Raw genomic sequence first — 11,508 nt, forward strand, 5'->3', positions numbered from 1 at the left:
TCGAATGGTGTGTTTTCAGGAATGCGAGTTTCCATGTTTTATCTCCTTGAATATGCTGGAGATACAATGCCTTTTTGCAAATTATGTTCCAAAAGGGATAAAGAGCCGCTAAAAAGGAATAGAAAAGATCTAAAGTTAAGATCGAGATCATCATGGTGGGGCATTTTCTTTTGAAACTTTTGTTTAAAACGTGTTCATAGAGAGTTTTTGTTGATCATAAAAAAGGGTGTGAAAACGACAAGGTACGCCTATAGGGCTTTATGAGGTCATAATAATATGGATGCTTTTTTGTTTATATTCTTTCATAAATTTGAATTTTTATCTCATGACAACGTCTTGGTCGATAAACATATGATAAGCGTTACGAATGGGAATATATTTATGTTTCATAAATAAAAGCACATTTTGTATAGAGAGCTCTTTCTTTGTGTTTTCGCTATTGTATTCTTTTGACAAATGGTTTTCTTTTTGATTGTATCAAAAAGTTTAAAGAGAGACCTTGTTAGGATATAAAATGTTTCGTTCAACTTTTTTTAAAAATCGTGAAATCTATGGACCTCTTTGTATTGGCTTTGATCCGAGCCATAAAGTTTTGCAATCGTGGAAACTAAGCTTTGATTATAAAGGTCTAAAAGATTTTTGTGATATCCTCTTAACAGCGGTTGTGGGTAAAGTGGGGATTATAAAGCCGCAAGTCGCATTTTTTGAATTATATGGTGTGGAAGGTCTTCAAGCTCTCAAAGAACTGATTGAAAATGCACACGAACAAGGCATATTGGTTCTGGCGGATGTAAAGAGGGGAGATATTGGCTCTACTGCTGAAGCCTATGGTAAAGCTTGGCTGGGTCCAAGCAGTGCGTTCAAAGCTGATGCCATCACAGTTAATCCTTTTTTGGGTTTTGATGCTCTTCTTCCTCTGATAAAGGTTGCAGAAGAAACAGGAGCAGGAGTTTTTGTGGTTGTTCAGTCTTCTAATCCAGAGGGGAAACAAATACGAAATGCGCTTATTGGAGATCAGACTCTCTCTCTTCATCTAGCACAGTGTATTTGTGATTATAATTCTCAGTCTCCGGTTCTCCATCATAATATTGGTCCCATAGGTGCGGTTATAGGAGCGACATTAGGATCTGAATCAAAAGACACAATCGAGCAGTTAAACAATAGTCTGTTTCTCGTTCCGGGTATTGGCGCCCAAGGTGGAACAATGACACAATTAGCAAATCAATTTCCACAAAGACTTTGGCAGAATGTTATTCCCTCTGTATCACGCTCTATTACAGATGCTGGACGAAATATTGTTGATTTAAAAAATGTTATCAATCATTTTGCAGAACAAGCGCAAAGCACACTGATGTCTTGAGGATTTTTGCATCTGTAATAAATCTGAAGAATTTTGAGAGGGAGGGCTTTTGAGGGGGATGTTTCCGATTTATCCAGAATCAACAGTTGCTTTGTGGTTTCGTTCAACTAGCACAGATGTCTTTTCATTGAATGTTAAGCGGGCATTTCATGTTGAGCGGGAGGCTATGTTCCTATTGAAAGTACAAATATTTTCAGTAGATTGCCTTAAGGGTAAGGGTTTACATCCTTCAAAAGCAAAAGCTTATGCATATTGTTACCAGTTTCCAGTTGATAAAGTTATTGCAGCGTTTGTTTCTATAAGATAGACACACGTTATCGGTGAATATATATTGTTGTTAGAGAAAAACATGTCATCAAAACAAGAAAAAACCAAAGCCCGTTTACCCCGTGGTTTTGTGGATCGTACAAGTGCACAGTTGTATGCAACTGAAACAATGATTGCGCAAATTCGTGAAGTCTATGAACTTTACGGTTTTGAAGCACTAGAAACTCCAATTTTTGAATATACAGATGTGCTGGGTAAGTTTTTACCGGATTCAGATCGTCCAAATGCGGGCGTTTTTTCGCTACAAGATGATGATGAGCAATGGATGTCTTTGCGCTATGATCTTACCGCGCCTCTTGCTCGTTATTTTGCCGAGAATTTTGAAGTTTTGCCAAAGCCTTATCGCAGTTATCGTCTTGGCTTTGTTTTTCGCAATGAAAAACCAGGTCCAGGGCGGTTTCGGCAATTTATGCAGTTTGATGCGGATATTGTTGGAACACCAACGGTTGCAGCTGATGCCGAAATTTGCATGATGGCAGCCGATAGTTTGGAAAAACTAGGGTTTCAGCATCATGAATATGCCATTCGTCTGAACAACAGAAAAATTCTCGATTGCGTTTTAGAGAAAATTGGTTTGGGGGGAAATGAGCAGGCTGAAAAGCGCTTAACTGTCTTAAGAGCAATTGATAAACTGGATAAATTTGGTTCTGAAGGGGTGCGTTTGCTTTTGGGAAAAGGGCGTTTGGATGAAAGTGGTGACTTTACAAAAGGGGCGGAGCTTAAGGATAAAGAGATTGAGTGTATTCTTACCTTAACTGCTGCTGGAGCTGAAACAGCAGAAGAAACGCTTGAGGTTCTTAAAGAAGTGGTTGGTGATCATGTTCAAGGGCGTGAGGGAATTCGTGAGCTTGAGGAAATGCAAGCAATTTTTGTCGCAAATGGCATTCAGAATCGTATCAAGATTGATCCATCGGTGGTGCGTGGACTGGATTATTATACAGGTCCTGTTTTTGAGGCTACGTTGCTTTTTGATGTTTTCAATGATGATGGGCAGAAAGTTGTTTTTGGCTCCGTTGGTGGTGGTGGGCGTTATGATGGATTGGTGGCACGCTTTCGTGGTGAAAACATTCCAGCAACAGGTTTTTCAATCGGGGTCTCACGCTTGATCGCTGCTTTGCAAAATCTTGGAAAGTTGCCTATGAAAGAGTCAACAGGGCCGGTTGTTGTGCTGATGATGGATAAAGAGCCAGAGGCGGTTGCTGGTTATCAAAAAATGGTGATGCAGTTGCGTGGTGCCGGAATTCGTGCTGAGCTCTATTTGGGGGCATCGGGGATAAAAGCGCAGATGAAATATGCAGATCGACGCCAAGCGCCTTGTGTGGTTATCCAAGGCTCACAAGAACGTGAGAGTGGAAAAATACAGATCAAAGATTTGATTGAAGGGGCGCGGTTATCTCATGAAATTAAGGATAATCAAACATGGCGTGAAAGTCGACCAGCACAAGTGACGGTTGATGAAGATCAATTGGTCAAAACGGTACAGGATATTTTAGCAGCTCAAAAATGATAATGGTAAAAGTCTTTATACAAGTGATTGTTCGAAATATTTTGGAAATTTGAAACTCAATTTTTTAAATTTGTACTTTGCTCGTTTACACGTGCTGACGCACGCGTTCAAAATCGAGTTTTTGGAGTGCGTGCGGAATAAAAGAGAGATTTTTAAAGAGGTAAATAAGCGCTATTTGCTATAAAATGTGCCCTTCTGAGGATGCGATGATAATGCGTTAAAATGAGCAAAAAAATTTTAACGAAGAAAAAACTCTGAGAAAATTAAAGGGTTTCACGTAACGCTTCTGCAAAAGTTTATAAAAATATTGACAAGTTCATATTGGCTTCATCTTTGAATTCTTATCTATGAGCATCAAATCCTTTGATGTTCTCTTCTTGGACATTACAAAATCTAGTCTTATTGCAAAAGGAGGGAGAACTAGAGCGTTTTATCCTAAAAGACTTTTTAAGCTTCAAAAAACAATGGAATGACTTAAATCGAACAATTTTTTACAGGAGCATGTTTGGATGAATTGTCAGCTGCCATAATGGTAACTTACTGATAATATGTATTATTTCATAAAATCAACTCTTTAATGGAGAAATGAAAATGGTCCAATATGATTTTACTCTGCTCTATGAACGAAATCCCTTTATTCTTGAAAGACCTGAGAATATTGGAAAGTCATTTAAACTTCCTCCTTCAAATTTCGGATTTGAAGATCTTCCGCAAATTACCTTTTCAGGCGCCTCGTCATGTCGGCGTATGATTTTTGGGCTATCATTTAGTGGTATGAAAGCATTTTTTGTGATGTTGTGGCAGGTAGGGAAAATGTTAGATGAGGGGGATGATGTGGATTTATGGTTTGATCAGATAACATTGGATCATGATATTCTTGAGGAATTTTTGACTTGCGATCTTTCAATTCAAGAACCAGAATATCTTAATTTTGAAAGTTTTAAAGAAGGTATCAAAGAATTAGAAAAGAATAAAATTGTAGCGAAGGGGACAAAAAAAGATTGTTATTTCATCAATCCAGATATTTTTGGTCTTCCTGAATGTGATGAAGATTTTGAGTTCGATGAAGAGGAAGAGATAGAAGCACACTTTACGGTAGAATACCCGAATAAACAACTCCTTTAACCGTTTTTCTCTTAGAGAAAAATAAAAGCTTAGAATAAATGGCTATGAGAACAGCAATGAGTCTGTTTATGGTATGTGAATTGGAATGTTTGCGGGATCTGTTTTGATTTAATATTCTCCATGAATGGTTCTTTATGCAGAGCAGTTTTTATGCCATATTTTCTTCTTTTTATGAGACATAAGTTAATTTGAACTGTGCACCTCTTCAAACAAATGTTTGATCTGTATTTTCTTTCTTGATACTTTTGTAAACTTTGCAGTAATGATGTTCATAGCTCTTGTATTTTGGCGCGTTTACGAGAGGTATTTTTACTCTTTTTAATCGTTTATTCATATGCCAATCCCACTTGCTAATGAGCAAGAAAATAGTTTTAAGGGATTCAATATAAGAAGGGATAAAATAAAACAATTTTATGATATTCGGCTCCTCTCATTCAATATGCAAAATTATAAATTATCTTTATAAATCAAAGTATTGTTCGATACAAAGTTTTTCTCAGTATGAGAAATTTAGCATTGATCTTGCATATTTCATCAATACGTTAGTCCTTGATGTTTCTGAGAGAGTTTTGCATGAATTTGCGCATTTGGCAATTGCAACCCCATTTTTTGATAGCGTGCAACAGCTTTTAACTCTTTGATTTTTTAGCTCCACAACGGGTCCAGATTTTTCATCAGCAATTTTTCAAGTTTTTTCAAAGCCGTTAAAGCGTGAAATATTTATTGAAAAAATTATTGCTGTAATATTTTTTCACAGAAGGCGCACAATCAACTTATCGTGTCTGTTTTCACGAATAGATGTTGTAAAAAGTAAACGACACAAATCTTCCTCCTCAGGAAATTTGTGTCGTAAAATTTTGTTTAAATAGACGATTGGGGGAATTAGCTTTTCAAGGCTTCTAAAACATGTTGTGGTGAAGAAACTTCATAAGGATCTGTTGCACAATTATCTGAAAAACCTGCTTCTTCGAACCATTGTTCAACCACACCATCATTAATAACAGCTGCATAGCGCCATGATCGCATGCCGAAACCAACATTGTCTTTTGCAACCAGCATACCCATTTTGCGTGTGAATTCACCAGAGCCATCGGGAATTAATTTCACGTTTTTGATATTTTGTGCTTTTCCCCAAGCATTCATGACAAAAGCATCATTGACGGAAAGGCAATAAATTTCATCAATACCCGCTTGTTTAAATTCATCATAGAGTTTTTCAAAATCAGGCAGCTGAAAGGTTGAGCAAGTAGGGGTAAAAGCTCCAGGAAGAGAAAAAAGAATAACACGCTTTCCTTTAAAGTAAGCATCGCTGTTAACTTCTTGCCACCGATAAGGATTGTCTCCAGCCATTGATTCATCGCGTACGCGTGTGTGGAATGTTACATTGGGAACTGTTTTTTTCATCATCATGATGCTCCTGTATTCTTTTACGAAAATTTTGTTTTAAAACAGCCTTCGTATTTAAAAACATATGGCAAAAAGCGTTTTAAACAAAAGGGCTTCTTTAAAAATTCTTACTTCTAACGAGTGTGCAAATATTTCACACTTCCGTCAAGTAGAATTAATGGTCGACTTTGGATACTCTTCACCTTAAAATTATAGGAAATCATATAAAGGTATTGATATGACCATAAAGACAGTTTTAACCACGGCTTTTGAGGGGCAAAAACCGGGAACGTCTGGTTTGCGCAAAAAAGTGTCTGTTTTTCAACAACCCCATTATGTAGAAAACTTTATACAGTCTCTTTTTGATAACATTGGGCCTCTTGAAGGAAAAATGTTGATTCTTGGGGGAGATGGGCGCACTTTTAATCGTACTCTTCTTCAGATTGTGTTGAAGATGGCGGCGGCGCATGGTGTTTTTTGTGTTAAAATGGGAAGGGGCGGTATTCTTTCTACACCTGCTGTTTCGCATCTTATTCGTAAAACTCATGCCCATGGTGGACTTATTCTTTCTGCAAGCCATAATCCTGGTGGTCCAGAGGGAGATTGTGGTATCAAATACAATGTTTCCAATGGTGGACCGGCTCCTAATTCTTTATGTGATGCTATTTTTGCAACATCGCAACGTCTTTCCTTTTATAAAATTCTTGAAGCACCAGATATTGATTTAGATAGGCAAGGTACGGTCTTTATGGGAGCCATGCGGATTGATATTATCGATCCTGTCACTGATTATGTTGCTTTGATGCAGGAGCTTTTTGATTTTGACTGTATTGCTAAGGCCGTTGCTCGAGGTCTTACTTTACGGTTTGATGCCATGCATGCGGTAACAGGGCCTTATGCTCATGAAATTTTTGAAAAATGCTTAGGATTTTCTGAAGGGACAGTGGTTAATGGTATTCCTTTGCCAGATTTTGGAGGCGGTCATCCAGATCCCAATTTGGTTTATGCCAAGGCTCTTTATGATTTATTGATGTCAGAGCAAGGACCAGATCTTGGCGCAGCTTCTGATGGTGATGGAGATCGTAACCTCATTATTGGTCGTCAACAATTTGTCTCGCCTTCGGATTCTTTGGCTATTATGGCTGAACATGCACACCTTATTAAAGGATATCGAAAAGGTGTTGTAGGGATAGCGCGTTCTATGCCAACGGGGCGTGCTGCTGATTTAGTTGCGGAAAAACACGGATTAAACTTTTTTGAAACGCCAACGGGATGGAAGTTTTTTGGAACCCTTTTGGATGCGGGGAAAGTAACCTTTTGTGGTGAAGAAAGCTTTGGAACGGGCTCTCATCACATCCGCGAAAAAGATGGTTTATGGGCTGTCCTATTTTGGTTAAATCTTTTAGCGGTAACAGAAAAAACTGTCGCACAAATTGTTCAACAGCATTGGTCCACCTATGGGCGTTTTTACACGTTACGGCATGATTATGAAGAAGTCGAAGCAGATAAAGCTTTGGCATTACTAGAGCATTTGCGTGTGCACTTACCACATGCAGGAACTGAAATTGCTGGATTTTTCGTCAAAAAAGCAGATGATTTTACATATCATGATCCTGTTGATCAGAGCGTTAGCACGCGGCAAGGTATACGTATTTTTTTCGAGAATGGAGCACGGTTGGTGGTTCGTTTGTCGGGAACAGGGACGCTAGGTGCTACTTTACGACTTTATTTTGAACAGTATGAAAGTGATCCGCGCAAACACAATTTTAATCCGCAAGAAGTTCTCCAACCTTTGCAACAGGTGGCACTAAAACTGTTAAACATACAACAAGCATTGGGGCGAGATCGTCCTGATATTATCACCTAAGATCATTGGAATGTTTTTTTGTAAAGGTATGATGATTGATCACATGGATGTGATTTTAGGGGCGTGATTTTATGTGCATAAGCCAGAGCTTAACTCTATTTTTAGGCGAGACTTGTTTTTTCCACCTTTCCATATCAATCGGATTCCTAAAACTGCGGGCTTCTTAAAACCGAATGCTGTAGGAAATTATAATCGAGCATAATCGGAGCATTTATGTCCAATGGGTTTGCTCAATGGCTTGATAGAAATTTTTGTTTAATAGGGGAATGTTTCTCATACAAAACAAAATACGATCATTGTTGCACATTTCATATGTTTGTTTTAAAGAAGCTTCTCTCTCAAGACGCTAAAAACGCATCTTATGCGTGTTGCTTTGAAAGGGATAACCGGCCATCCATTGAGCAGCATCATTTTTACGCTTATGAGAGAGTAAGACGGCACCATCATTCACTTTGCCCGCTTTCAATGTTGGCTCTTATATTTGAGAGTGTTTAGTATTTTGGATAATCGTTTTACACGGATTTTCCTACTTGTAACATGCAAACAAAAGGCTTTGGTTGTTTCAATGTAAAAGGGGTTGAGAGAATCTCAGCTTATTTATCGGCTCTCATTCAATATACAAAACCATTAACTATGATCATAAATTAGTTTGTTCTCTAACATTATGAATGCTTTACTTAAATAAAAGGTCAAGTTGAGGCTATCATTGTCTTGTTTCTCAGTTTTTAGCTCTTTGGAAGCGTTTTTATTCAGAGATGTTCCTTTTCTAATAGTTTTTTATCCATTCGTTAATTGCATTGCTGATGTATAAGAAAATGATTTTGATTAATTTATTAGAGAGAATGAAGTGAGTAAATTTTATGATATGCGGGGGCTCATTTAAGTTATATAATGATCAATCATTTTTATAAACTCATGTATGGTGTGTGATGATAGCATTCATGAACACAGTTGGCAGATGAGGATTGAAACAAAGGGAAATGTTTTTCTAAAATAATGGACAATAAGCACTTCTTGCTTTATGACCAGTCATAATGAATGATTTTTCTTTTAATAAGGGGAATTTATGACCCAATATCCCAAATGTCCTCGTTGTGATTGTCTTTATACTTATGAAGATGGTGAAAATTTTGTGTGTCCTGAATGCGCACATGAATGGCCGCAAAAAAACGATGATACGGTTCTTGTCAATACTGTTTATGATGCCAATGGTCAGATTTTAACAAACGGAGATACCGTTATGGTGATAAAAGATCTGAAAGTAAAAGGCGCTTCATCTGTTTTAAAAGGTGGTACTAAGGTAAAGAATATTCGCTTGGTGGATGGAGATCATAATATTGATTGCAAAATTCCAGGGATTGGTCAGATGAGTTTAAAGTCGGAGTTTGTGAAAAAAGTTTAAGCATTTGTCCTCTTGCAATTGTTTTTGGATTTCGTTGGTTTTCTATTTTTACATTCTTCTCTAATTGGGCATATTTTTCTCCAGTGGCTTCTTTTCTTGTTTCATAGATTACACCAATCAGATAGAAGCAATATGTTTTCCTTTATTGCAAAGCCATGTATCGCAGAGAAATAGCGACTCTGTCTTTTTCTTTTAATATGCGGTTATGGCGGACTGGATGTTGACTCACAAGCAACAATAAAAGTATGCGCTTTATGAGAAGAACAATACCGTAAAGTAGACAAACTTATTCCTGCTGAATTGAAAAAATATTCTCATTTTTTGTATCAGATAATTTCTCAAACAACCATAATAGATCTGGCTTCAATGTATTTATTTTTTACAGGTAGTTATATTTTTGCGTCATGTTTATGGAAATGAGATTGAAAATGATAGGGGGGAATTCTTGATTTTAAGAATGGAAAAAGGACGCTATGATCTTGATAAGGTCTTATTGCCATGCATTTTCCAGCTCTTAGTACTGCAACAGTCTCTTATAAAAGTGTACATAAGAGCTATTAAAAATAGTTTTTGTTATTATCCAGTTTGTGCTGTGTAAGCGGACGATTTTGATTGATGCAATAAAAACAGAATTGAAATAAGAAGAATGTCAGAATTCTCATTGCAAGTTGCAAAATGTGATCTTTGTCGAGTGGCTGAAACAACATATTGATTTATAATAGTAAATTAGCGTTATTCATATTGAATTAGAACCCCGAATAACGTGGGATTCTCTCATTTCAAATCTGTTTCATGTTGAATCAATTAAAATCACTTGCTTGCACACCACAAGCGGGGCTGGTGTGTGGGTAAAAATGAGGAAAGAAAGGATTAAAATGACTCTTATGAATCGTCTTAATGAAAGAGCTGTCGCATCATTAGGGGCTGGCAGATATGATGATGGTGCCGGCTTGCTACAAGGAGTATTTTGCGTGATTTGTCGTTGGAAGCACTGAGAAAGATAGAGCAAATGAGCACTCTATCTTACAATGTTTTCTTTTTTGGGTTTTCTTTTTTTTAACGAGGTCGTGTTTTCCTCGTTAAAATTGCATGACAAGATTATAAAACAAAATAAATTTAAAGTGCACACCCATGCATTGTACTTCTGTGTACGATTGGTTTGTTGAAATAACTTATGCTTCTTAAAGGGGGCTTTGAAATCTTTTTAAGGCATATGTGGAGGTGAAAGGTGAGTGAAGGTATCATTATTGGACAGATTTTTTTAACAGTACTCTATCTTTATGGCTGCATAGCTTACTTCTAAAATTTCAGGAATAAAATGACGTAAGATCTTTACATTCCATGTTTGAGCGCTGTTGAAGAGGGGCAATCGGTGTGGTTATTTTATCTATTGAAGTCAATATTTATTGTGGCATGGCTTCAACGCCTAAAACTTCAGGGATAAAATGACGTAAAAGGTTTTCAATACCATGTTTGAGAGTTGCCGTTGAAGAGGGACATCCAGCGCAGGAGCCCCGCATATTGAGATAAACAATACCATTTTCAAATCCGCGAAAAGTAATGTCTCCACCATCATTGGCAACCGCTGGGCGGATACGCGTTTCAAGCAGATCTTTAATGGTTAAGACAATATCAGCATCTTTTTCGTCATAAAATTCTTCGTTAAGGGCATGGGTTTGTGCTTGTGTTGTAGCGTTGGTGGTGATCACTGGCTCATTGGATAGAAAATGTTCCATGATTGTGCCTAAAATGACGGGCTTGAGATGTTGCCATTCCCCTTCTTTTTTGCTTACGGTGATAAAATCATAGCCTAAAAAAACACCATTGATATTGGGAATATTAAACAGTTTAGCCGCCAAAGGTGAGTTTTTAGCTGCTTCTTCAGGGTCACGAAATTCTAATACGCCCTCAGAAAGAACCACGCGTCCTGGCAAGAATTTAAGAGTTGCAGGGTTTGGGGTGGTTTCAGTTTGAATAAACATAGATTCTCCTTTTATAATGAAGGATTGGGAAGATCTTACATTGTAGAATATTATATTTTTTAGGCAATAGATCTAATATCTTCATCGGCAAGATTGCTAGGAATAACAATGACAGGGATTGAAAAAGCTGTTCCTTTATTCCCGATTAATTGAACAAGGGGTCCTGGTCCTTCTGTATGTCCACTGGCTGCTAAAACAATTAGTGCAATCCTTTTATCTTCGTCGATCAGTTTGGAAATCTCATCAATTTTTTTTCCTTCACGCACCACTATTTCTGTTTCAAGCGCATGGGTGGTGCGGACTTCACTGGCAATGTCTCCTAATATTTTATGAGCACTTTGCTTTGATTCTGTGCGCATAACGTTGTTTACACCCAGAAAATGTTGAAATTCTACACTATCAACGACACAAAGTAATACCAATGTTCTACTGGTGTTTTGGGCATGTTGTGCGGCAAACGCAACGGCACGCCGACACTCTGGTGTTTCATCGATAATGACTAAGTTTTTTTTCTTTGGTTCTTTTTTCGGATTTTTGGGTTTGGAAATCATG

The 11,508-nt window shown here is 37.5% G+C and carries 9 protein-coding genes and 1 pseudogene; 7 read left to right on the forward strand and 3 right to left on the reverse strand.

The genetic code is table 11. The features are described 5' to 3' along the window. Window positions 1–514 precede the first annotated feature (514 nt). From pyrF to ACFILA_RS07325, 4 genes are all read left to right on the forward strand, one after another. Entirely contained in the window at window positions 515–1,360 is an 846-nt protein-coding gene (pyrF, locus tag ACFILA_RS07310) for an orotidine-5'-phosphate decarboxylase (protein WP_375660904.1), read from the forward strand. A 49-nt stretch (window positions 1,361–1,409) separates the two neighbouring features. Next, the gene (locus ACFILA_RS07315; RefSeq protein WP_375660111.1) at window positions 1,410–1,667 is read left to right on the forward strand and encodes a hypothetical protein; all 258 of its coding nucleotides are present in this window, start codon (window positions 1,410–1,412) and stop codon (window positions 1,665–1,667) included. 42 nt (window positions 1,668–1,709) lie between these two features. Continuing rightward, on the forward strand, window positions 1,710–3,194 hold the full coding sequence (gene hisS / locus ACFILA_RS07320) for a histidine--tRNA ligase (RefSeq protein WP_375631319.1): 1,485 nt from the start codon (window positions 1,710–1,712) through the stop codon (window positions 3,192–3,194). 591 nt (window positions 3,195–3,785) lie between these two features. Next, the gene (locus ACFILA_RS07325) at window positions 3,786–4,319 is read left to right on the forward strand and encodes a replication protein (RefSeq protein ID WP_375613583.1); all 534 of its coding nucleotides are present in this window, start codon (window positions 3,786–3,788) and stop codon (window positions 4,317–4,319) included. An 882-nt stretch (window positions 4,320–5,201) separates the two neighbouring features. On the opposite strand, the gene ACFILA_RS07330 is transcribed toward ACFILA_RS07325, so the two are convergent. Then, on the reverse strand, window positions 5,202–5,726 hold the full coding sequence (locus ACFILA_RS07330) for a peroxiredoxin (RefSeq protein WP_375631347.1): 525 nt from the start codon (window positions 5,724–5,726) through the stop codon (window positions 5,202–5,204). Between the two features lie 217 nt (window positions 5,727–5,943). On the opposite strand from ACFILA_RS07330, the gene ACFILA_RS07335 reads away from it, so the two are divergent. From ACFILA_RS07335 to ACFILA_RS07345, 3 genes and pseudogenes are all read left to right on the forward strand, one after another. Continuing rightward, window positions 5,944–7,572 (forward strand): alpha-D-glucose phosphate-specific phosphoglucomutase, encoded by a 1,629-nt coding sequence (locus ACFILA_RS07335; RefSeq protein ID WP_375660905.1) that lies wholly within the window; start codon window positions 5,944–5,946, stop codon window positions 7,570–7,572. 1,066 nt (window positions 7,573–8,638) lie between these two features. Further along, on the forward strand, window positions 8,639–8,974 hold the full coding sequence (locus ACFILA_RS07340) for a zinc ribbon domain-containing protein YjdM (RefSeq protein WP_375618296.1): 336 nt from the start codon (window positions 8,639–8,641) through the stop codon (window positions 8,972–8,974). A gap of 875 nt (window positions 8,975–9,849) precedes the next feature. Beyond that, a pseudogene (locus ACFILA_RS07345) lies at window positions 9,850–9,930 on the forward strand (DUF4102 domain-containing protein); the annotation flags it as partial. A 447-nt stretch (window positions 9,931–10,377) separates the two neighbouring features. On the opposite strand, the gene ACFILA_RS07350 reads toward ACFILA_RS07345, so the two are convergent. Both ACFILA_RS07350 and ACFILA_RS07355 read right to left on the reverse strand, forming a co-directional pair. Continuing rightward, window positions 10,378–10,956, reverse strand: a complete 579-nt coding sequence (locus tag ACFILA_RS07350; RefSeq protein ID WP_273790941.1) for a NifU family protein — start codon at window positions 10,954–10,956, stop codon at window positions 10,378–10,380. Between the two features lie 59 nt (window positions 10,957–11,015). After that, complete coding sequence (locus ACFILA_RS07355) at window positions 11,016–11,507, reverse strand: universal stress protein (RefSeq protein WP_273790942.1); 492 nt, start codon at window positions 11,505–11,507, stop codon at window positions 11,016–11,018. Window position 11,508: the final 1 nt, after the last annotated feature.

It is taken from the genome of Bartonella sp. CL71SXKL, assembly GCF_042194935.1.
Lineage (GTDB): Bacteria > Pseudomonadota > Alphaproteobacteria > Rhizobiales > Rhizobiaceae > Bartonella.

What these genes read in the sequence shown, in the direction of transcription:
- pyrF (WP_375660904.1), top strand. Translation starts at nt 515, where the DNA reads ATGTTTCGTTCAACTTTTTTTAAAAATCGTGAAATCTATGGACCTCTT.
- hisS (WP_375631319.1), top strand. Translation starts at nt 1,710, where the DNA reads ATGTCATCAAAACAAGAAAAAACCAAAGCCCGTTTACCCCGTGGTTTT.
- ACFILA_RS07325 (WP_375613583.1), top strand. Translation starts at nt 3,786, where the DNA reads ATGGTCCAATATGATTTTACTCTGCTCTATGAACGAAATCCCTTTATT.
- ACFILA_RS07330 (WP_375631347.1), bottom strand. Translation starts at nt 5,726, where the DNA reads ATGATGAAAAAAACAGTTCCCAATGTAACATTCCACACACGCGTACGC.
- ACFILA_RS07335 (WP_375660905.1), top strand. Translation starts at nt 5,944, where the DNA reads ATGACCATAAAGACAGTTTTAACCACGGCTTTTGAGGGGCAAAAACCG.
- ACFILA_RS07340 (WP_375618296.1), top strand. Translation starts at nt 8,639, where the DNA reads ATGACCCAATATCCCAAATGTCCTCGTTGTGATTGTCTTTATACTTAT.
- ACFILA_RS07350 (WP_273790941.1), bottom strand. Translation starts at nt 10,956, where the DNA reads ATGTTTATTCAAACTGAAACCACCCCAAACCCTGCAACTCTTAAATTC.
- ACFILA_RS07355 (WP_273790942.1), bottom strand. Translation starts at nt 11,507, where the DNA reads ATGATTTCCAAACCCAAAAATCCGAAAAAAGAACCAAAGAAAAAAAAC.